The organism is Ruminococcus sp. N15.MGS-57 (assembly GCF_000980385.1).
Classification (GTDB): Bacteria; Bacillota; Clostridia; order Oscillospirales; family Ruminococcaceae; genus Hominimerdicola; species Hominimerdicola aceti.
In genome coordinates, this window is record NZ_LARF01000009.1 from 20,644 (window position 1) to 41,480 (window position 20,837).

At 43.4% G+C, this 20,837-nt stretch carries 20 protein-coding genes; 5 read left to right on the plus strand and 15 right to left on the minus strand.

Translation table 11 applies throughout. The annotated features are described in order from the left end of the window. Positions 1 to 32: 32 nt before the first annotated feature. The 5 genes from WS40_RS02995 to WS40_RS03015 all read right to left on the minus strand — a co-directional run bounded on the left by WS40_RS02995 (position 33) and on the right by WS40_RS03015 (position 3,696). Positions 33 to 662 (minus strand): CDP-alcohol phosphatidyltransferase family protein, encoded by a 630-nt coding sequence (locus tag WS40_RS02995; protein ID WP_022288453.1) that lies wholly within the window; start codon positions 660 to 662, stop codon positions 33 to 35. A gap of 14 nt (positions 663 to 676) precedes the next feature. Next, the gene (locus tag WS40_RS03000; RefSeq protein ID WP_022288454.1) at positions 677 to 1,768 is read right to left on the minus strand and encodes a lysylphosphatidylglycerol synthase transmembrane domain-containing protein; all 1,092 of its coding nucleotides are present in this window, start codon (positions 1,766 to 1,768) and stop codon (positions 677 to 679) included. A 59-nt stretch (positions 1,769 to 1,827) separates the two neighbouring features. Next, the gene (locus WS40_RS03005; RefSeq protein WP_325208381.1) at positions 1,828 to 2,823 is read right to left on the minus strand and encodes a phospho-N-acetylmuramoyl-pentapeptide-transferase; all 996 of its coding nucleotides are present in this window, start codon (positions 2,821 to 2,823) and stop codon (positions 1,828 to 1,830) included. Between the two features lie 153 nt (positions 2,824 to 2,976). After that, a complete protein-coding gene (locus WS40_RS03010; protein ID WP_046440078.1) occupies positions 2,977 to 3,393 on the minus strand; it encodes a putative toxin-antitoxin system toxin component, PIN family in 417 nt (138 codons plus the stop codon). 3 nt (positions 3,394 to 3,396) lie between these two features. Continuing rightward, a complete protein-coding gene (locus WS40_RS03015) occupies positions 3,397 to 3,696 on the minus strand; it encodes a type II toxin-antitoxin system RelB/DinJ family antitoxin (protein WP_046440079.1) in 300 nt (99 codons plus the stop codon). A 184-nt stretch (positions 3,697 to 3,880) separates the two neighbouring features. Here WS40_RS03015 and WS40_RS03020 point away from each other — a divergent pair, with 184 nt between their 5' ends. The 4 genes from WS40_RS03020 to WS40_RS03035 all read left to right on the plus strand — a co-directional run bounded on the left by WS40_RS03020 (position 3,881) and on the right by WS40_RS03035 (position 9,230). After that, entirely contained in the window at positions 3,881 to 4,855 is a 975-nt protein-coding gene (locus WS40_RS03020) for a biotin--[acetyl-CoA-carboxylase] ligase (RefSeq protein ID WP_046440081.1), read from the plus strand. Positions 4,856 to 5,171: 316 nt separating this feature from the next. After that, complete coding sequence (locus WS40_RS03025; protein ID WP_022288457.1) at positions 5,172 to 5,648, plus strand: complex I 24 kDa subunit family protein; 477 nt, start codon at positions 5,172 to 5,174, stop codon at positions 5,646 to 5,648. A gap of 1 nt (position 5,649) precedes the next feature. After that, positions 5,650 to 7,542, plus strand: coding sequence for an NADH-quinone oxidoreductase subunit NuoF (nuoF, locus tag WS40_RS03030; protein WP_256320618.1), 1,893 nt, complete (start codon positions 5,650 to 5,652; stop codon positions 7,540 to 7,542). Between the two features lie 8 nt (positions 7,543 to 7,550). Beyond that, a complete protein-coding gene (locus tag WS40_RS03035; RefSeq protein ID WP_038670850.1) occupies positions 7,551 to 9,230 on the plus strand; it encodes a [FeFe] hydrogenase, group A in 1,680 nt (559 codons plus the stop codon). A 222-nt stretch (positions 9,231 to 9,452) separates the two neighbouring features. Here WS40_RS03035 and WS40_RS03040 read toward each other — a convergent pair whose 3' ends face one another. The 9 genes from WS40_RS03040 to leuC all read right to left on the minus strand — a co-directional run bounded on the left by WS40_RS03040 (position 9,453) and on the right by leuC (position 18,109). Continuing rightward, a complete protein-coding gene (locus tag WS40_RS03040; RefSeq protein WP_046440086.1) occupies positions 9,453 to 10,607 on the minus strand; it encodes an AI-2E family transporter in 1,155 nt (384 codons plus the stop codon). A gap of 57 nt (positions 10,608 to 10,664) precedes the next feature. Next, a complete protein-coding gene (locus WS40_RS03045; protein WP_046440089.1) occupies positions 10,665 to 11,243 on the minus strand; it encodes a hypothetical protein in 579 nt (192 codons plus the stop codon). Positions 11,244 to 11,269: 26 nt separating this feature from the next. Beyond that, on the minus strand, positions 11,270 to 12,961 hold the full coding sequence (ilvB, locus tag WS40_RS03050; protein ID WP_046440091.1) for a biosynthetic-type acetolactate synthase large subunit: 1,692 nt from the start codon (positions 12,959 to 12,961) through the stop codon (positions 11,270 to 11,272). Between the two features lie 65 nt (positions 12,962 to 13,026). Then, positions 13,027 to 13,992, minus strand: coding sequence for a PP2C family protein-serine/threonine phosphatase (locus tag WS40_RS03055; RefSeq protein ID WP_046440093.1), 966 nt, complete (start codon positions 13,990 to 13,992; stop codon positions 13,027 to 13,029). 34 nt (positions 13,993 to 14,026) lie between these two features. Beyond that, positions 14,027 to 15,109, minus strand: a complete 1,083-nt coding sequence (gene leuB, locus WS40_RS03060) for a 3-isopropylmalate dehydrogenase (protein WP_046440095.1) — start codon at positions 15,107 to 15,109, stop codon at positions 14,027 to 14,029. Position 15,110: 1 nt separating this feature from the next. After that, positions 15,111 to 15,785, minus strand: coding sequence for a hypothetical protein (locus WS40_RS03065; RefSeq protein WP_046440096.1), 675 nt, complete (start codon positions 15,783 to 15,785; stop codon positions 15,111 to 15,113). A 73-nt stretch (positions 15,786 to 15,858) separates the two neighbouring features. After that, a complete protein-coding gene (gene leuD, locus WS40_RS03070) occupies positions 15,859 to 16,338 on the minus strand; it encodes a 3-isopropylmalate dehydratase small subunit (RefSeq protein WP_022288466.1) in 480 nt (159 codons plus the stop codon). Positions 16,339 to 16,365: 27 nt separating this feature from the next. Beyond that, the gene (locus WS40_RS03075) at positions 16,366 to 16,755 is read right to left on the minus strand and encodes a hypothetical protein (RefSeq protein WP_022288467.1); all 390 of its coding nucleotides are present in this window, start codon (positions 16,753 to 16,755) and stop codon (positions 16,366 to 16,368) included. Positions 16,756 to 16,846: 91 nt separating this feature from the next. Continuing rightward, positions 16,847 to 18,109 (minus strand): 3-isopropylmalate dehydratase large subunit, encoded by a 1,263-nt coding sequence (leuC, locus tag WS40_RS03080; protein WP_038670838.1) that lies wholly within the window; start codon positions 18,107 to 18,109, stop codon positions 16,847 to 16,849. Positions 18,110 to 18,471: 362 nt separating this feature from the next. Here leuC and WS40_RS11330 point away from each other — a divergent pair, with 362 nt between their 5' ends. After that, entirely contained in the window at positions 18,472 to 18,645 is a 174-nt protein-coding gene (locus WS40_RS11330; RefSeq protein ID WP_022288469.1) for a hypothetical protein, read from the plus strand. 50 nt (positions 18,646 to 18,695) lie between these two features. Here the strand turns inward: WS40_RS11330 and WS40_RS03085 are convergent, their stop codons facing one another. Next, complete coding sequence (locus tag WS40_RS03085; protein WP_325208382.1) at positions 18,696 to 20,528, minus strand: SH3 domain-containing protein; 1,833 nt, start codon at positions 20,526 to 20,528, stop codon at positions 18,696 to 18,698. Positions 20,529 to 20,837: the final 309 nt, after the last annotated feature.

Genomic DNA, 20,837 nt, shown 5'->3' on the forward strand with positions numbered 1-20,837 from the left:
CAAAAACATTTCCCATTCAGGTAACTTTTATCTTAGATTATATGCTGCATTTTAAGATAGCCGAGAAGGATTATCGCACCTATAGTAAAGAGTATCAGCACGCCTTTCATGGAAAGCTTCTTGACATTTATTTTTAATACGAAGAGTATTGAAATAAGTATCATAAAGCTATGGAAAACAAATGGAAAAATATTTCTCGGTATATTGTGCTGACCCATGAACAGCAGAGGAAGTATCATAGCAACTGTTGTAACAGGCAGACCCTTATATTCTTTTCTGTTCTCTGTTGTGTTTCTCTGACGCTCTTCCTCCATAACGTTGAAGTAGCCAAGTCTGATAACAGCGCCCAGAACTATCATAATGCTTGCGATAAGACGAAGCGGATAAACTGAATTGTAGTGATAGCCTATTACAGCAGGGAAAACACCGAAGCAAACAAGGTCGCACAGTGAGTCGATCTGTATGCCGAACACCTTTTCATGCTCTGTTCTGTTTTTCATGCTTCTTGCTATCTTGCCGTCAAAAAGATCGCAGATACCCGAAAGAAGCAGGCAGAGAAAGGCTATGGACATATGATTTTCAAAGACCTGAGTGATCCCGAACACTGACGAAACAAGTCCTATGTATGTGAGTATTACCGAATAATTATAAAAACCGATCATTTTTTCTTTTCCTCTCATTCTTTTTCGACTTCTTTTTTAACTTCCTGCGACCCCTCAAGACCATTCTTCTTATCATTCCTCATAACGATAAAGTGAGCCACGAACGTTACCAATGCGCTCATTATCAGCAGTAAATAGAAGCTGAGTCCACGGCTCAGTAGCATTGCAGGCTTTACAAGCTCTGCGGTGAAAATGCTCATGAACATATATGTGAAGCAGCCCTCTGTTACGCCTGCCGCACCAGGCAATGGCAGCATTTCAACTGCAACGCCTATCATAGTCTGAAGTGCGATAATATTCCAAAAACCTGTTCCGCTAAGGCCGTATGACTTATACACTATCCATGTGACAGCCAGAAGGAACAGTCTCTGCACCAGTGTGATAAGAAAAATATTTATCACAGTATGCACATTGCTCTTTATATATTCCGAACCGATCATGTAATTATCGCAGATACGCTTTATTTTGTTTATGTATTTTTCGTTGTTCTTTTCTTTGAGTATCCTTATGCGTGTCAGAAGATTTATAAGCTTTATGCCCATTTTTCTCGCCCACAAAGGCTTATAGAAAATAAACACAAGCCCTGCGATATAGGCGATATTCAGTATAAATCCGATAAGCAGAAGCCACCAAAGCCGTCCCACATGAAGCTTTATAAAGCCAAAGTTGAAAAGCAGGAACGCCACTGCAAGAAGCACCTGCACAGCCTTGAAAGCTATGGTGATGATAAGCATTATCAAGGTGGAAAAGCCTATCTTTATGCCGTCTTTCTTCATGTAATACATCTGCGCAGGCTGTCCGCCGGAAGCAGACGGCGTTATACAGCTAAAGAAAAAGCCTATAAACGAATATTTCAAACAACGCCTGAAAGGAGTTTTTACTTCAAAAAGCCTTAGCATATACTTTATTATGACCGACTCCCCTGCCACATAGCAGAACACGCACACAGCACCCACTGCAAGCCAGCTTTTCTTTGCAAGGTGAAGATCCGCCACTATGTCGGAAAATTCTTCTCCTCTGAAAAGCAGTCTGACTGTCAGCCAGCCTATGACCACAATAAAGAATATATTAAGAACATATTTCAGGTTCTTTTTTATTTTCATCATCTCCGAATTTTCAGCCTGTCCATTAAAAGGTCAGACCGTTTTTGTCCCGCACATATTTTTTACAGCACGAATGCCATAAAGCACAGATTTACTATTATCTGCAAAATTGTAAATCTTATTACTACCTGAGTATCAGACCAGCCCTTGTTCTTTCTTGCATGGTCGTGAAGAGGAGTTCTTATGCCCTCCATAAAATTCTTTATTTTCAGGAAACGTCTGAAAGAAAGCTTGAGAAGTCCAAGTCCGCCGTCAAGTATGATAACTATAGCCATAGGGATAAATGCGAACGGTGCGGCAGTTTTCAAAAACATCACTGCAAGGAAAACGCCCAGCGCTCTCGAGCCTGCGTCACCCATGAGCATCTGGCTAGGCGAGCAGTTGAACCACAGATAAGCCGCAAGCGTCACGAACATTATCATAGGAAGGAGCATATCAGCCGCACCACTCTTTGTCACCATAAATGCAAGTGGCAGAAGAACTGTCATGACCAATGAACCGCATAGCCCGTCAACGCCGTCTGTACAGTTTGTAACGTTTATAGCCGTCCAAACGAGGACGCCTGCAAGGATTATGAACAGCGGTGCAGGGATAGTGAAAGTGGAATCTGTGATATAAAGCTTCACCTGCGAGCCGTTATAAAAATAGTATGTAAACGCAATGCCAAGAGATATAACAAGGTCGATAAGGCCCTTTTTCAGGTTGCCCCAAGGAGTTTCAGCAGCATCGTCAAAATATCCGCTGAGCATGGCGGCATACACAAGCACGAGATAGATTATGTTCTCGATATCGAGAGGATGAAAAAGTGCTGTGCAAAGGGTAAAGGAAGTCACGAAGATAATTCCTGCGCCACGAGGCTTGCCCTCAGAAAGAGCACCGTTCACAGCGAACGCTCTGCCCTGATCTTTAGGCAAAATGCGTTTGAAGAATTTCAGGCTGAAAAAAGCAATAAGAAAACTGCACAGCATTGGCACAAGCAGCACCAATGTAGTATTATTCGTCTTAGCCAAAAGGTTATAAAACATTGTCATCGTCCTTTTCTGTTTCAATTCATACATATACTATTATATTATACAACATAGCTGTGCAAAATGCAAATATTATTATCCGTCATTTTGCACAATTTTTTCTTAATGGTTTCTTAATGTGGAAAATTTAAGGTAAGTGCCAAGCAAAACAAAATGCACAGCCCATATAGACTGTGCATAGGTTCATTCTGTTTCATTCAATATGTTCATCATTTCTGACGGCGTAACAATAAAATCTTTCATGGGATAATGTTTCTTATTTCCCGTGACAACATAAGCATTATTATCACGCTTTTCCATTGCTACCTCGTAGAAAATAAGATCGTCCATATCCACGAGTATCTCCCCTGTCGGTTTCGGGTCAACTTTAATTCCATTTGAAATAATAGAATTTATCATTGTTTGGATAGTTTCAGCTTTTAGGTGAAACTTAGGTCTGTTCAAGACTTCCGCATATTCATCTATTATGTCATCATGAAACAGCGGCGTTATCCTGCCGTCAAGCACCTCACGAAGCACCATACACGGCGGAGATTGCGAATTTTTAGTGATAAGAGCAGATACGATAACATTTGTGTCAATAACAGCGCAGACTTTCATTTATCATTTTCTCCTGTTCTTTCTCACTTCTGCTATTTCAGCGTTTATCTCGTCCAAAGACATTTCAGGGACGTCAGTTGCCTGCTCTCTAAGCTTTTCAAACGCTTCAAGTCCCTCTGCTCTTGTAACAGCATTTTCAGGAAGAACTGTTTCAAATGGTATTCCACGCACCATTTTGCTGCGCACCATAAACATTCTGAAAGCTGTAGGAAGATCCATTCCTAATGCACTGTATATCTCGCTTACCTCATTTTTAAGGTCACTGTCAACACGGAATTGAACTAAAGTCTGATTTTTTGCCATACAAAACACCTCCAAATATATTAAAATGTATGTGTTTATCTTTCAATTATATTATATCATCATTTATATATATTGTCAACACAGTACACTACAAAATACATTATCATGAAAAAATATATTTGCTCCTAAAGATTGAAAAAAACATTATTTTGTGCTATAATTATCTCATTAAGGAGGCATTTTTATGGCAATAAAAGACAAAGTGCTGGAACTTCTCGACCATAACAAGGGCAAATATCTTTCAGGTGAACAGCTTGCTGACACGCTGGGCTGTACCCGAGGGGCTGTTTGGAAAGCTGTGAAAGCTTTGCAGGAAAACGGCTACCCTATCTCTGCGGTGACGAACAAGGGCTATTCCCTTGATGAAAATACTGATATACTTTCCCTTGCAGGCATAAAAAAATATCTTGACCCTGATCGTCAGGGGCTTGAAATAGAGGTATACAAGGAAGTAAGCTCCACTAATCTGGTACTCAAAGACTATGCAAATCAGGGTGTGCCCGAGGGCAGGATAGTCATTGCAGGTATGCAGACCCAGGGGCGTGGAAGGCTTGGACGTTCTTTCTTTTCTCCCTCTGATTCGGGACTTTACATGAGCATTCTTCTCCGCCCTGACATGGCTGCGGCTGACGCTGTTAAGATAACCACTGCTGCTGCAGTTTCAGTTGCCCTTGCTGTGGAAAAGGTCAGTGACCAAAAGCCTGACATAAAATGGGTCAACGACATTTACATAAACGGCAGGAAGATATGCGGAATACTCACGGAGGCTTCTTTCAGCATGGAAAGCGGCGGACTTGACTACGCTGTGCTTGGTATCGGTGTGAACACCTACGAGCCGGAAGGCGGTTTTCCTGAGGCAATAAGAGATATCGCAGGACCGATATTCCACGAAAGAAAAAGCGATATGCGAAACAGGATAGCCGCAGAGATAATAAACAATTTCATGCGTCTTTATGACAGCTTTGAAGAAAACAGCTTTTACCCAGAATACAGAAAACGCTTGCTGTGGGTAGGCGAGAAGATAAACGTCATAAGAGGAAGCGAAAAAACTCCTGCCACAATGCTTGGGGCTGATGAGGACTGTCGCCTGCACGTCAGATATGAGGACGGCAGAGAAGAATATATTTCCTCAGGAGAGATAAGTATTCGCAAGGCTTAACATAATATACGAAATGTTAGGTATATCTAATGAAACAAACGGCTATGATTTTTTATAATTAATTCAGTTTATCAAATAGTATCAGCAGGTCGAGTCATTGAAAAATGGCTCGATTTTTTATGCATTATAACTATATAAACGTTTTCGTTTATGTGTATTTCTACAAGTTAGTCAATACTTATTCTATTTATATATAGCCCATGTAAATAAAAACATTATTCATTTTGTGTCATATAGTATATAATTATAGTTGACAGTATGTCTTGATTATTGACTTTGTAATCAAATTTAACTTTAATTATATGGAGGAAATTTTATGACAAAAGAATTTGATTATTCACCGATCGACAAAATTCTTGAAAATCATGAAAAAACAGCGGTCATAGCCATATTGCAGGATATTCAGGAGATATATCACTATCTTCCAAAGGAAATATTCCCATATCTTGCAAAAAAGCTTGGCACAGGCGAAGCAAGAATATACAGCGTTGCGACCTTTTATGAGAATTTTTCTCTCGAGCCAAAGGGCAAATACGTTATCAAATGTTGTGACGGCACTGCCTGTCATGTAAGAAAATCTATACCTATTCTCGAATATCTCAGAGGAGAGCTTGGTCTTAGCGAGAAGAAAACCACCACTGACGACCTGATGTTCACAGTGGAAACTGTTTCATGTCTTGGTGCTTGTGGACTTGCCCCTGTTCTCACTGTGAATGATGTTGTTCACCCTGAGATGAATCCTGACAAGGCTGCGGCTCTGCTTAAGGAACTGAGAGAAAAGGAGGCTGAATAATATGCTGCTGAAAACGAAATACGATCTTGACAACGCTCGTGAACAGTATGGTAAGCTTGTTGACAAGCAGGCTAGAAAAGTGCTTGTTTGCGCAGGTACAGGCTGTGTTGCAGGCGGTTCGCTGAACATATACCAGAAGCTTATAGAAACTATCTCCGCAAAGGGATTGGAGTGCGTGGTAGCACTTGCTGACGAGCCACATGATGATGATGTCCACGAGGGCGCTATCGGCGTAAAAAGAAGCGGCTGTCACGGCTTCTGCGAAATGGGTCCACTTGTTAGAATAGAGCCGGAGGGCTGGCTTTACACTAAGGTAAAGCTTGACGATGTTGACGAGATAGTTGACAAGACTATCTGCAATGGCGAGTGCGTTGAAAGACTGTGCTACAAGAAAAACGGCGAAATATATCGCCAGCAGTCAGAAATACCATTCTATAAGATGCAGCAGCGTATCGTCCTTGAACACTGCGGTCACATTGACGCTACTTCCATAAAGGAATATCTTGCTATAGGCGGCTACAGAGCCTTTGAAAAGGCACTTCTCAATATGTCACCTGAGGATATCCTCAACGAAATGACAGAATCTAATCTTCGTGGACGTGGAGGCGGAGGATTCCCTCTTGGCAGAAAGTGGACAAGCGTTGCAAAGCAGAAAAGCCCTACAAAATACATAGTCTGCAATGGTGACGAGGGCGACCCTGGCGCATTTATGGATCGTTCTATCATGGAGGGCGACCCACACAGACTTCTTGAAGGCATGATGATAGCCGGTATCGCAACAGGCGCGAAAGAGGGATATATCTACGTTCGTGCGGAATATCCGCTGGCAGTATCACGTCTTAAAGGTGCGATCGCACAGGCTGAGCAGTTTGGTCTGCTTGGTGACAATATACTCGGCACAGATTACTCATTCAGAATACATATAAACCGTGGTGCAGGCGCATTTGTTTGCGGTGAAGGCTCTGCCCTGACGGCTTCTATCGAAGGCAAGCGTGGTATGCCTAGAGTTAAGCCGCCAAGAACTGTTGAACATGGTCTTTTCAACGAGCCTACAGTTCTCAACAACGTTGAAACGCTGGCTAACGTGCCTGTTATCATCAACAACGGTGCGAAATGGTTCAGGAGCATAGGCCCTGAGAACTCCCCTGGAACAAAGGCTTTCGCTCTTACTGGCAACATCTCGAACACCGGTCTTATTGAAGTGCCAATGGGAACTTCTCTCAGAAAGGTAATATTCGATATCGGCGGCGGCATGAGAGGTGACGGAAAGTTCAAGGCTGTTCAGATAGGCGGTCCGTCAGGCGGCTGTCTTGTTACACCTAACCTCGATATCCAGCTTGACTTTGACTCGCTGAAAAAAGTCGGTGCTATGATCGGCTCAGGCGGACTTGTTGTTATGGACGATAAGTCCTGTATGGTAGAAGTTGCAAGATTTTTCATGAATTTCACCCAGAACGAGTCCTGCGGAAAGTGCGTTCCGTGCCGTGAGGGTACAAAGAGAATGCTTGAGATACTTGAGCGTATCGTAAATGGTAACGGTCAGGAGGGGGATATCGAACTGCTTCTTGAGCTTGCCGACACTATCTCCTCAACTGCTCTCTGCGGTCTTGGAAAGACGGCTGCATTCCCTGTTGTATCTACAATAAAGAACTTCCGTGAGGAATATGAAGCTCACATAAGAGATAAGAAGTGTCCATCAGGCAACTGCAAGAAGCTTGTGACATATCAGATCGACCCTGAGATATGCAAGGGCTGTTCAAAGTGTTCAAGAGTCTGTCCTGTGGGTGCGATCAGCGGCGAGATCAAAAAGCCGTTCAAGATCGACACCTCTAAGTGCATAAAGTGCGGAGCTTGTATTTCCAACTGCCATTTCAAAGCTGTCAAGGAGGTTTAATTTTAGCTATGAATAAAGAGTTTATGATAATCGACAATATCCCCGTTGCTATAAACGGTGAAAAAAATCTGCTTGAGCTTATCAGAAAGGCAGGCATCGAGCTTCCTACATTCTGTTACTATTCTGAGCTTTCAGTATACGGTGCTTGCAGAATGTGCATGGTGGAAAACAAGTGGGGTGGCATGGAAGCCGCTTGCTCAACTCCTCCGAGGAACGGTATGGAGATATACACAAACACACCAAGGCTGAGAAAATACCGCAAGATGATATTGGAACTTCTTCTTTCAAATCACTGCGGCGAATGTACGACATGCGATAAAAACGGTAAGTGCAAATTGCAGGAGCTTGCCGCAAGATTTGATATCCACAGGGTACGTTTTGACAATCCAAAGTCCAAGCCTTGTATCGATGATTCTTCTGTCTCTATAACTAGGGACGCCAACAAGTGTATCCTCTGCGGTGACTGCGTAAGAGTGTGCAACGAGGTACAGAACGTTGGTGCAATAGATTTTGCATTCAGAGGTTCAAAAATGAAGGTTGCCTGCTCATTTGACAAGCCTATAGGCGATTCAAACTGCGTTGGCTGCGGTCAGTGTGCGGCAGTCTGTCCAACAGGCGCTATAATCATAAAGAACGACAGCCACAGGCTTTGGAAAGAGCTTAATCAGGAAGACACTATTGCAGTGGCTCAGGTAGCCCCGGCTGTAAGAGTTGCAGTGGCAAAAGAGTTCGGCTACAACGGTGAGAACGTTATGGGCAAGATAGTTGCAGCACTTAGAAGAATAGGTTTCAACTACATTTTTGACACCTCAACAGCCGCAGACCTCACTGTTATGGAGGAGTCAAAGGAGTTTGCAGACAGGCTTGCAAACGGCGGAAAGCTCCCGCTGTTCACATCATGCTGTCCTGCATGGATAAAGTATGCTGAGAATGAGTATCCTGAGATACTGCCTAACATTTCCACTTGCCGCTCACCAATGCAGATGTTTGCTTCCGTAATAAACGAGAAGTTCAAGGGCGAGGGCAAGAAGATACTTTCTGTTGCTGTTATGCCTTGCACTGCCAAAAAGGGAGAAGCCGCAAGAGATGAGTTCAAGGACGAGAACGGCAAACCACTGGTTGATTTTGTCATCACAACTCAGGAGCTTATCATGATGATAAAAGAAGCCGGTATCGTGTTCAACGAGATAGAGCCGGAAGCTGTTGATATGCCGTTCGGCACTATGACAGGCGCAGGTGTAATCTTCGGTGTAACAGGCGGTGTAACAGAAGCAGTTATCAGACGTGTTTCCACAGACAAGTCACTTGCTTCCCTGAGAAATCTTGCATTCGAGGGCGTAAGAGGCTTCGAGGGCATAAAAGAGCTTGAAGTACCTCTTGGTGACAAGGCTATCAAAGTCTGCGTTGTAAACGGACTTCGCAATGTTGAAGTCATAATGAACAGAATGAAAGCTGGCGAGCATTTCGACCTTATCGAAGTTATGGCTTGTCCAAACGGTTGTATAGGCGGCGCTGGTCAGCCAAAGGCTACTATCGACGAGAAGAAAGAGCGCAGTGTTAATCTTTACAATGCTGACAAGCTTTGCACTTTGAAGCGTTCAGAAGAAAATCCGCTTATGGATAAGCTTTACGAGGGTATCCTCAAGGGCAGAGAGCATGAACTGCTTCATGTAAGCTATGTAAAATGACAAAATAGCATAAATAGCGAAAGGCTGCACGAAACTGTGCAGCCTTTTTTGTGTGTCGAAAAACTATAATAAATGGGCGACCTGAGGTCGCCCCTACATATGAACAGCGTATTTAAATAAATTGTAGGGGACGGCGCCCTCGACGTCCCGCTTATTTAGGACGTTGTCAATAAGCTCAAGTTTGTACGAAACTGTGCAGCCTTTTTTGTACGGACTATTTTATTATGATATATCCTCCACCTTGACAGCTCTCTTTTCATTTCTGTAGTTGACTACCTCTCCAAAAGTGCAGTATATAACAGAGAACACAGGAACAGCGATGAACATTCCGAATATGCCAAAGAGGTTTCCGCCTATGGTGATAGCGAAAAGTGTCCATAGTGACGGCAGACCAACCGAGTTTCCTACCACCTTTGGATAGATAAGATTGCCCTCAATAGCCTGAATAATGAACATGAACAACAAAAACAGCACAGCCTGCTTGAAATCCGTCACGCATATAAGCAGGAAGCCCACCACATAACCAAGAAAAGCTCCCACAATAGGGATAAGTGCAGTGCAGGCAACGAGTATGGCAATAAGCACCGCATTCGGGAAGCGGAAGATAGCCATACCAATACCGCAAAGTGAGCCGAGGATAATTGCTTCCGTGGTCTGACCCACAAGAAAGTTCGCAAAAGTGTCGATAGAGCGACGGCATATACGGCTTATGCGGTCGGTGATACGATTGCTGAGAAAAGCACAGCTTATGCGCTTGCACAGGTCTTTGAGCCGCTCTTTTGCGGCAAGCATATAGACCGCAAAGCAGATTCCCAAGAAGAAGTTCACAAGACCTGAGAAAAGATCTGTCACAAAGCTTACTGTTGAACTGAGTGTGTTCAAGATCACAACGCCGTCTTTCAGCCAGCTTGTAACCTTATCGATAATATCAGCAGTGCTTATATTCATTCTGTCAAGCCACCCTGCTATCTCGGGGGAATTGTTGAGTTTGTTGGAAATATTTGAAATAAGCACAGGGATATCGTCTGAAAGCTGAGAGAAAGTCTTTATGAGTGCAGGGATAATAAGCCAGCACACAAGTGCCACAACGCCTAGACAAAGCAGAAAGGTCAGCACTATCGAGCATGGTCTTTTCAGCGTTTCCACAGTTTTGGCATATTTCTCTTTTTTAGGCTTCTTAAAAAGCCTCTTTTCAATGCCTGACATTGGCACATTCAGGATAAATGCGATTATACAGCCAAATATAACAGGCTTCAAGACCCCGATCATTACGCCCAGAAGTCTAAAAAACTTATCATAGTTGGTCAATCCCCAAAAAAGCACTACGCCAAGAACCACAAGGGCTGCATTTTCTTTGAATTTTTTTGTGAATTTCATTAGTTTCTCCTTACAAAAACGAGCTGTACAGCCTTTGCCGTACAGCTCTCAAATCTCTTAGAAATTAGTGTTAAGGCTGAGATACTGTCCGCTCTGATAGAGATAGATCAGATATACCACAGACGCATAGATAGTCACAACAGCGACTATCAGTGATGTAATTGCAGCGAGAATGTTCAGTATCGGGATAAATGCCACAACAAGGCACACTGCCATGACAATAAGGCAGGTCTTGTTTACATTCCACACATGGTCGCCCTTGTTTGCAAGCCCGTAGTTCTTCACGTCCCTGAGCAGTTCGCCTGTTGATTTGCAGATATAGTAAAGCACCGCTATGTTCATTACATTGCCAGCAAAACTCAGAACATTTGATATCGCAGTATTGTCAATAAACGTGTCAACTATTGAAAAGATAAGATCAGCCACTGTGAAAACAAGAGCTGTCTGATAACCATTATGGTCTTTTGAAGCTTCAAGTATTCCCCATACGTTGAAAATAGTTGCGGCTACGGTACAAGTCATCAAAAGAAGTGCGCCTATCCCCGGTATAAAAGCAAGCGGAACTCCTATAACACCTATGATCTTTGCCAGAAACACCTTTTTGATACCGCTTGCGGCATTTGGATATTTTACCATTTTATTACCCCCTATATTTCGATTTCTTAATCAAGTTCGATATTCATTATCGGCTGTGAAACGTCTGCGCCGGCAGGTACCATTGGAAGAACGTTTATATCCTTGTTGATGATAACGTCCACAAGGCAAGGCTTACCGCATTTGAGTGCCTTTTCAAGCATTGGCTTTATCTCGGATTTCTTTGTTATCCTTATGCCCTCAACGCCAAATGCGTCGGCAAGCTTCATAAGGTCTGTTCCTCTTTCAATGTTAGTCTGAGAAAATCTCTTGCCGTAGAAAAGTCTTTGCCACTGTCTTACCATTCCGAGAACGTCGTTCTCGAAAACAAGCTCAACAAGCGGTATCTTATGCTTTGCAAGTGAAGAAAGCTCGTTGCAGTTCATGAAGAAGCTTCCGTCGCCTGCGATGTTTACTACTGTTCTGTCAGGGTTGCCCACTTTTGCGCCCATTCCTGCGCCAAAGCCGTAGCCCATTGTACCAAGTCCGCCGCTTGAAGCAAAGCTTCTTGGACACTTGAAGTTATAATACTGTGCAGCCCACATCTGGTGCTGACCGACTTCTGTGGCGATGATAGCCTTGCCGTCTGTAAGTCTGTCAAGCTCCTCGATAACGTCCTGCGGAAGCACCTCGTCCTCGCTCTCGATAGGCACCATTCTCAGTGCATACTGCTTTTTCCAATCCATAACAGTATTCATCCAAGCCTCGTGCTTCATATCAGGAAGCAACTCGCAAAGCTTTGCAAGGATATACTTAACGTCTCCAGTAACATGGCTGTAAACGTCGATATTCTTGCCTATCTCGGCAGGGTCTATATCAATATGTATGATCTTTTTATCCTTTGCAAATGTCTTAGCGTTGCAAAGAACTCTGTCGGAAAATCTCGAGCCAAGAACTATCATAAGGTCACATTCGCTGAGCGTCATAGCGGCTGTCTTTGTGCCGTGCATACCAAGCATACCGATATAGCAGTCCTTAGTATTGTCAAGTGCGCACTGACCCATAAGTGACAATGAAACAGGTGCGTCCACTTTTCTTGCGAACTCAGCCATTTCTTCTGTTGCGTCAGCAGAAACAACTCCGCCGCCTGCGTAGATAAAAGGCTTCTCAGCATTTTTTATAAGCTCTGCCGCAGCAGCTATCTCCTCGTTTATGCCCTCAGGATTATGATTTACTACCTTCTTAGGCTCTTTCTTCTCATAGACCATAAGTGCGCCTGTGATATCCTTTGGTATATCTATAAGAACAGGACCCTTTCTGCCCTCGTTTGCAATATAGAAAGCTTCTCTGATAATGTCAGCAAGCTCCGCAGGATCTTTCACAATGTAGTTATGCTTTGTGATAGGCATTGTTATCCCGCAGATATCTACCTCCTGAAAAGAGTCAAGACCAAGCAGATCTCTTGTTACGTTTCCTGTGATAGCCACCAAAGGGATAGAATCCATATAAGCTGTGGCGATACCTGTTACAAGGTTCGTAGCACCCGGACCTGAAGTTGCGATAACAACACCCGTTCTGCCTGTTGTTCTTGAATATCCGTCAGCCGCATGGCAGGCAGCCTGCTCATGGGCGGTGATAACATGGTGTATCTTATCAGAATATTTATACAGCGAGTCATATATGTTTAGAACTGCTCCGCCCGGATAGCCGAACACTGTATCGACGCCCTGCTCCAGCAAACATTCAATTATAACGTCTGAGCCACGTAACTCTTTCAACATTTTTTATTTCCTCCAAATTACAAAATACATCTAAGATCATAAAAATATATCAATATATGATTATACTATATCTGCTTTAAAAAGTCAATACTTTCATTCATTTGGCTCATAAGCTCGTCCACCGTATCAGAGAAAAGCTTTGTCTGCTCGTCAGGCTTCTTTTCCTCTACAGCTTCCGCCTTTTCAGGCTTCTTACTTTCAAGCATATCCTGCACGCTCACTGTCTTTTCCACAGCCTTTTTTGCTGTGAGCGTTTTAAGCTCATGATCGTCAAGATAAGGCTTTATGCCCACAACGGAAACATTGTCAGTTCCGCCGTTTGTGAGGGCAAGCTCCATTATAGCGCCTAGCTTTTCAGAAACAGAAAGGTCAAGACCAAGCCCCACCACCATTTCTTCCTCAGAAACGTAATCCGACACGCCGTCTGACACTATGATTATCATATCGTCAGGTTCTTTGCCAAAATCAGCCACCAATGGTGTTTGTGCCACATCAGGTTCATTGAGAGTGCTGCCGATAGAAGATATTATGGCATTCTGATACTGTGGCTCAAGCTCTGACACATCTTCTATCCTGCCATGCTCATACATATATCGTGCATAGGATTGGTCAACAGATATCTGTCTGATAGTGCCGTTCACATAGCGGTACATTCTGCTGTCGCCAACGTTTATGCACATTGCTCTGCTTTCCTCGTCCACCGCAAGGCAACACAGGGTGGTCTGCATATTTGCAGCGTTTTCAGCCCTTACGCCCTGCTTTTTTATTTTGTTGTGAACATCGATAAGCGTTCTTTTCATATCCACCCCTGAATTATATTCAAGAATGGAAAGATGCCTTAAACAAAGCTCCGAGGCGACCTCTCCTGCATTTTCTCCACCAACGCCGTCGCAAACGGCTGCAATAAAAGGAGCAGCGACAGTTGATTCATAGCTGCCGCTGTTGATGACCTCGTGGTCTATTAAAATGCAGTCCTCATTCTGTTCACGGTAATTTCCCTTGTCTGTTATTCCGAAAATATAATAATACATTTATTATCACCGTCTGAAAACTGGTATTGTGCTGTTATATCATATCTGCAACAAGACTGCCCATTTTCTTACAGCCAACGAGCTTCATGTCCTCTGACATGATATCCCCTGTTCTGTAGCCTGCCTCAAGCACCTTCTTGACAGCATTGTCGATTGCGTCTGCTTCCTTATCCATATCGAAAGAAAATCTCAGAAGCATTGAAGCTGAAAGTATAGTAGCGATAGGGTTAGCCTTATCCTGTCCTGCGATATCAGGTGCAGAGCCGTGGCTAGGCTCATACATACCGAACTTTGTGTCGTTCAGTGAAGCGGAAGCCAGCATACCAAGTGAGCCTGATATCATAGCGGCCTCGTCTGAAAGGATATCACCGAACATATTCTCTGTAAGGATAACGTCAAACTGCTTAGGATCTCTTACAAGCTGCATTGCGCAGTTGTCAACGAGCATATGCTCAAGCTCGACCTCAGGATAATCCTTAGCTACCTCGTTTACTACCTTTCTCCAAAGTCTTGAAGAATCAAGAACGTTAGCCTTATCAACGCTTGTAACTTTCTTTCTTCTCTTCATGGCGATGTCAAAGCCACGGATAGCAATTCTTCTTATCTCGTTCTCGTTATATGTAAGAGTATCAACGGCAGTTTCAACGCCGTCAACGTTCTCTGTCTTTCTCGCACCAAAATACAGACCGCCTGTAAGCTCTCTCATTATCATCATGTCGAAGCCATCGCCGATTATATCGTCCTTAAGTGGGCAAGCCTCTCTAAGTTCAGGATAAAGATTTGCAGGACGCAGGTTGGCGAACAGACCAAGCTCTTTTCTTATTTTCAAAAGTCCGGCTTCAGGTCTGAGGTTCGGAGCAAGCTTATACCATGGTGAAGTGGAAGTATTTCCGCCGATAGAGCCAAGCAGAACTGCGTCTGAGTTCTTTGCTATCTCGACAGCCTCGTCTGTAAGCGGAACGCCATATTTATCTATAGAACAGCCGCCCATAAGGATATCAGTATAAACAAACTTATGACCGAACTTTTCAGCAACCTTGTCGAGGACCTTCTGTGCTTCTGTTACTATTTCAGGGCCTATCCCGTCGCCCTTTATAACTGTTATTTTCTTTTCCATGTTATTTTTCCTCCTCAGAATTTAAAGTCGAAACGCTTATCTCGCAGGAATAGCTCTGCTTTTCGGCTGTCATGAACAAAATGCCTGTATAGACCGAACACTCGCCGTCAATAAGCTTCTTTTTGCAATAATCGTCAGCAGCCATGCCTTTGAGCTGATACTGCATATAACTGTCCGCCGTATCAGTGCCGTCAAAGTTCACCTGACTATAGTCTATCTCCTCGCCATCCATATAATATGACCAGTAGTAAGACAAACCGTCAGAGCCTTTGACCTTTATGCTGTTGGGTGAAACAGTGCTGTCTATGCTTGCTTCGTCTATATTCGCCCAAAGTCCGTTGAAAGTGGAAAATCCAGCACCATTTATCTCAGGCTTATTGCAGGCAAAGGTCTTTGTTGTAACGCCTTTTTTATCGATCTTTTCGTCCTTTTCCACAAGCACTATACTGCTGTTTGAAGCAGTTCCCCTTGCAAAACTGCCGCCAAGCTTTCTGTTTATCTCTGCAGAGCTTAGGGTCAGGTCTATCTTGCTGCCGTCCACCATTACCATAAAAGGCAGAAAATCCTTGCTGCTGTATTCAAATTTATTACTGCTCTCCTCTTTTTTCGAGCAGCCTGCGCTGCACACCAGCATTACCCCTGCTGTAAGTGCCGCAAATAGCTTTTTAGCTTTCATAGCTTCACCCCTTCATAGAAACAGTTCAAGGGCGACCCCTTTTGAGAGATCCCCCTTAAAGTTTCAAAATATCTTATTTAAGTGAGTTAAGAAGACCATTGCTGTTGATGATATTGATAAGAAACTCAGGGAATGACTGACCCTGATAGGTCTCATTCTTGGTCTTGTTTGTGATAACGCCACTGTCGAAATCTATCTCCACCTCGTCACCGTTATCTATCTTCTCAGCAGCTTCCTCGCACTCAATGATAGGAAGTCCGATATTTATAGCGTTTCTGTAGAATATTCTTGCGAATGTCTTTGCTATAACGCAGGATATCCCGCTCGCCTTGATAGCAGCAGGCGCATGCTCTCTTGATGAACCGCAGCCAAAATTGCTCTTTGCTACCATTATATCGCCCTTCTGAACGTTCTTTGCAAAGTCAACGTCAATATCCTCCATGCAGTGCTGTGCAAGCTCCTGCATATCAGGTGTGTTGAGGTATCTTGCAGGGATAATAACGTCTGTGTCTACGTTATCCCCGTATTTATGTACTTTTCCGCAAGCTTTCATTATGAAAACCCCTTTCGTCAAACTTTATCAGCCCTGCTTGAACTCTGACGAATGGAATATATTTTCTCCTATCGCCTGTTTTCTAAGCTCTTCATATATCTTTTCAAGATACGGGCCGTCTATAGTATCCTTGTTTCTTGTAATAAAATAGCAGATCTTTACCTTGTGGAACATTCCCTCTTTAACGAGAGCATACACAGGTGTACCCCCGATATTGGAGGTATAAAAGGTATTGAAGCCCTTCTTGTCAATAAGAGCCTGCGTCATTTCCACGGTAAATGTATTTTTGTCATGGAGTTCCTGAATGATCTCGTCAGCCTTCTCCTCACGCTGATAGTCATTTAGTGAAGTTCCGTACTTCTTTGTAACAATACTAAGAAGTATATCGGAGAATATTTCCCTAAGATAATTTTTCATCTGTTCTCGCCCCCAAGTCGTATATGCGGTCATGCCGCATATCAATTATTCCCCCAACGCAAGATCTGTCAGCTGATTTTCTCCCCGAATATCACATAACTTCCGACGGCTGTGAGATCTTGCCTGTCACAGCTGAAGCGGCGGCAACGTAAGGTGAAGCCAGATAAACCTCTGATTCTGGGTGACCCATACGTCCCACGAAATTTCTGTTTGTTGTTGCAACGGCTCTTTCGCCCTTTGCAAGAATACCCATATGTCCGCCAAGACATGGACCGCAGGTAGGTGTAGAAACCGCACAGCCTGCATTTATGAATATCTCCAGCAGACCCTCTTTCATGGCCTGCATATATACCTTCTGTGTGGCAGGGATAACGATACATCTAACGTTCTTTGCCACCTTTTTGCCGTCAAGTATCTCAGCGGCACATCTCAGATCCTCTATCCTGCCGTTCGTACATGAGCCGATGACCACCTGATCTATCTTGACCTCCGGGATATCGTCAAATGTTCTTGCGTTCTCAGGCAGATGCGGGAAAGCAACTGTAGGCTTTATCTGGCTGAGGTCAATAGTGTATTCAGCCTCATACTCAGCGTCATCGTCAGCCTTGTATATCTTATACTCTCTGTCTACCTTATCCTTGATGTAATCAAGTGTAACATCGTCAACTGCAAATATGCCGTTCTTAGCACCTGCTTCGATAGCCATGTTAGCCATGCAAAGCCTGTCCTCCATGGAGAGGTTTTTCAGACCCTCGCCTGAAAATTCCATAGACTTGTAAAGTGCGCCGTCAACGCCTATCATGCCGATTATATGAAGTATAACGTCCTTAGCGGCACTATACTTTGGAAGCTTGCCTACGATATTGAACTTGATAGCGGCTGGGACTTTGAACCAAGTCTTTCCCTTTGCCATGCCTGCGCACATATCTGTTGAGCCGATACCTGTTGAGAATGCGCCAAGTGCACCATATGTACAAGTATGTGAGTCAGCACCGATAACGCAGTCGCCTGGAGCGACAAGTCCTTTTTCAGGAAGCAGAGCGTGTTCAATGCCCATATCGCCAACGTCGAAATAATTCTTTATGTCATACTTTGAAGCAAAATCACGGCAGGTCTTGCACTGTGTAGCGGATTTGATATCCTTGTTAGGTGCAAAGTGATCCATGACCATTGTGACCTTATTCTTATCGAAAACATCTGTAAAGCCCGCTTTATTGAACTCGTTGATAGCCACAGGGGACGTAACGTCGTTGCCGAGAACCAGGTCAAGGTTCGCCATTATAAGCTGACCTGCCTTGACTTCGTCAAGACCTGCGTGGGCTGCCAGAATTTTCTGAGTCATTGTCATACCCATTTAATATTACTCCTTACTATCAGATCTCAGAGCATACCAAGATCCTTTATTTTTTATACCCATTTATTATACCACTATTTTGATGTTAATGCAAATACATATTTATTATATATCTATGAATAATATTTATACTAAACGTTTGAGATATGAACATACCTCTTTTACTTTTACATATAAATTGCAAAAATTTTAATCACATTTTATACAATAGCACTAAACATCAACTGAAAAAGCCTTCACAACACCACAAAATACGAACATTCACGGGAAAATACCGTCAACCCTCTTGACTTCATTTGCATGGCATAGCTGTTCTCTTACTGCGAAAAATAATATTACAAAGAAAAAAGGAGGAAACAGCAATGAAGATGAAGTCAATGATAACAGGCGTTTCAATGGCGATAGCCGCAGGAACAGTGGCTTATGCAGTCACAGAGGCGACATCAAGCGAAAAGAAAATGCTCAAAAGCCGCACAGGACGTGCTATCAGAGCTATCGGTGACGTAATGGACGGCATTTCAATGATGATGAAATAGCCTCATGCAGGAGCGTACCATGGTGGTAACGCTCCTGTTTTTTTGCATTTTTAACTCTGACTTATCTTTTTCAGTAGCGTAAGAGCGTCGATAACATCGACCTTTCCATCACCGTTCATATCCGCACGCTTTAGCTGAGCGGGATCAAGCTGCGTCTTGCCTGCATTGTAACGCAGCATGAGCAAAGCATCCACAACTGTCAGATACTTGTCACCATTCACATCTCCCTGCTGCAGTGTCTGTGAAGCGGCTTTTCTTGTTATTTTTATGGTGTACGTCCGTTTTACACCGCTTGCCGCCGTGCAGGTGACCTTGATGGTATTCTCGCCCGTTTTAAGGCTCACCTTGCCCTTTCCAGACACCTTTGCACTTTTGCCCAGCGGATTTGCATTAACAGTAACAGAAGAAACCTCCGCATTGACTTTGGCAGTATAGCTTGTGGTGAACTTATCGAATTTTGGTGAAATGCTCGTGCCTGAAACGCTGAGAGATTTAAGATAATTGTTGTTATCTCCACTGCTTGTAGGCTTTGGGCAAAGTTTATCAGGCATATTGTTGTAAACAGGTATCTTGAACTCCATTGCGCTATTCAAAATATCCTGAGAATAGGCGTTTTTTAGGCTTATTGCTTCATTCGCCTGACCGAAAACGCAGGTCATATACTGGTGGTAATAAAGCCCGTTTCCGCCGTCTACCATATCAAATTTTTGCAGATAAAGGGTATCCTGACCCTTTGTTATGTAGCCTGTGCCTAAGAATATCGAGCCGCCCACTATGGACTTGTACTGATTTGTCCAAGGAAGAAGATAGGTCGGATTAGTAGTCTTTGCATACTTACAGCCCATTTCTGCGGCTGTCATGGTAGAGGTCGCATAAGCCTGAATGTCAAAGAAGTTGAAATAATTCTCATAGCCTTTCACAGTACCAAGGGATTGCGGCGCACCATTTACGCCCTGCTCGTTCCTGCACCTTGAAGCAAGGTGATAAGGTGAAACGCCCGATTTCTTTGCAGCGTCCATAAAGGTCTGCGAATATGTATACTTTTTCTTTGTGTCAGGACAAGTGTAGCTTCGGCTCATAAAAGTGTCTGCAAGAATAGTTTTTACACCGCTTTCCGTCTGATACGAGGGATCATATGACTGATTTTCAAACATGAAAATGTATGTATCGTTGAGAAAATTTCTCGGATCCATATAATACATTATTATCTCTTTTGAAGCCGCCACCCACGAGCCGTCAAGCCCATACCAATAACCGCCGTTAAAATCATATGCACCCTTTTCCATTGACTTCCATGAAGCCAGTGCCGACGAGTGGACAAGGTTTCTGCCCACAACACATTCTTCCTTTAACGCAGTGTTCCAATCCACGCCAAGCTTCTGAGCGGTAAATATCCACTTTGGGTGCTGTTCATGGAGCGTTCGCAGATATGGCTTATAGCTTTCAGGAAAGCCCTGCTTTGTCATATACCTCTCAAAATCAGCGTCAGAACTGCCCTGCGAGCCGCTTGATGTTAGTTGAACATATGCAGCAGAAACATAGCCCGTCAAATTGCCGCATGATATCTTATACCATTTCGCACCGCTTGAGTCGGCGGTTTCGGAAAGTATAGTCAGGCTGTCGCCATAGCTTACTGTGCCTGTTTTAGAATAGCCTGTGCCTGCACCGCTGCGAACGTTCAGAACGTCTGCCGTACAGCTTCCCGTCATATTTGCCGCTGAAGCCGTCAAACACGAAGCCGCCATTGACGCTGCAATAGCAAATGACAGGATATATGAAATCATCTTTTTTATCAACTCGTTCACCTCAGAAGATATAGGCAATACCACAACAAGGCACGCCAATGTATAAGTCCTTATTTTTACACACATTAGTTTGTACATTTTTCTGTATCAAGTACAAAACTTCACCCTCATTATAGTACATTTCTCAGTGCTTTGTCAACAGTCTTTTTGATACATAAAAAATTTACATTTAGTAAAATGCAGCTTTCACTTAAAGGTTACAGATTTATTACAGCCTATTTAGTGGCTTTGCTGTTGATCGGTACATACATATTGTGACACAAATGCTCTCATTATAAATATATCCAAAAAAATATGCTTATTTTCGCTGTTTTGACTATTGACGTGCTACTTTATATTGTGATATAATCCTATTACGACAAAGGTAACAGAACTTGTAATATTTTA

Bases quoted from the DNA above. Each gene is read 5' to 3' on its own strand.
- WS40_RS02995 (WP_022288453.1), bottom strand. From the start codon at position 662: ATGATCGGTTTTTATAATTATTCGGTAATACTCACATACATAGGACTT.
- WS40_RS03000 (WP_022288454.1), bottom strand. From the start codon at position 1,768: ATGATGAAAATAAAAAAGAACCTGAAATATGTTCTTAATATATTCTTT.
- WS40_RS03005 (WP_325208381.1), bottom strand. From the start codon at position 2,823: ATGTATGAATTGAAACAGAAAAGGACGATGACAATGTTTTATAACCTT.
- WS40_RS03010 (WP_046440078.1), bottom strand. From the start codon at position 3,393: ATGAAAGTCTGCGCTGTTATTGACACAAATGTTATCGTATCTGCTCTT.
- WS40_RS03015 (WP_046440079.1), bottom strand. From the start codon at position 3,696: ATGGCAAAAAATCAGACTTTAGTTCAATTCCGTGTTGACAGTGACCTT.
- WS40_RS03020 (WP_046440081.1), top strand. From the start codon at position 3,881: ATGGCAATAAAAGACAAAGTGCTGGAACTTCTCGACCATAACAAGGGC.
- WS40_RS03025 (WP_022288457.1), top strand. From the start codon at position 5,172: ATGACAAAAGAATTTGATTATTCACCGATCGACAAAATTCTTGAAAAT.
- nuoF (WP_256320618.1), top strand. From the start codon at position 5,650: ATGCTGCTGAAAACGAAATACGATCTTGACAACGCTCGTGAACAGTAT.
- WS40_RS03035 (WP_038670850.1), top strand. From the start codon at position 7,551: ATGAATAAAGAGTTTATGATAATCGACAATATCCCCGTTGCTATAAAC.
- WS40_RS03040 (WP_046440086.1), bottom strand. From the start codon at position 10,607: ATGAAATTCACAAAAAAATTCAAAGAAAATGCAGCCCTTGTGGTTCTT.
- WS40_RS03045 (WP_046440089.1), bottom strand. From the start codon at position 11,243: ATGGTAAAATATCCAAATGCCGCAAGCGGTATCAAAAAGGTGTTTCTG.
- ilvB (WP_046440091.1), bottom strand. From the start codon at position 12,961: ATGTTGAAAGAGTTACGTGGCTCAGACGTTATAATTGAATGTTTGCTG.
- WS40_RS03055 (WP_046440093.1), bottom strand. From the start codon at position 13,992: ATGTATTATTATATTTTCGGAATAACAGACAAGGGAAATTACCGTGAA.
- leuB (WP_046440095.1), bottom strand. From the start codon at position 15,109: ATGGAAAAGAAAATAACAGTTATAAAGGGCGACGGGATAGGCCCTGAA.
- WS40_RS03065 (WP_046440096.1), bottom strand. From the start codon at position 15,785: ATGAAAGCTAAAAAGCTATTTGCGGCACTTACAGCAGGGGTAATGCTG.
- leuD (WP_022288466.1), bottom strand. From the start codon at position 16,338: ATGAAAGCTTGCGGAAAAGTACATAAATACGGGGATAACGTAGACACA.
- WS40_RS03075 (WP_022288467.1), bottom strand. From the start codon at position 16,755: ATGAAAAATTATCTTAGGGAAATATTCTCCGATATACTTCTTAGTATT.
- leuC (WP_038670838.1), bottom strand. From the start codon at position 18,109: ATGGGTATGACAATGACTCAGAAAATTCTGGCAGCCCACGCAGGTCTT.
- WS40_RS11330 (WP_022288469.1), top strand. From the start codon at position 18,472: ATGAAGATGAAGTCAATGATAACAGGCGTTTCAATGGCGATAGCCGCA.
- WS40_RS03085 (WP_325208382.1), bottom strand. From the start codon at position 20,528: ATGTACAAACTAATGTGTGTAAAAATAAGGACTTATACATTGGCGTGC.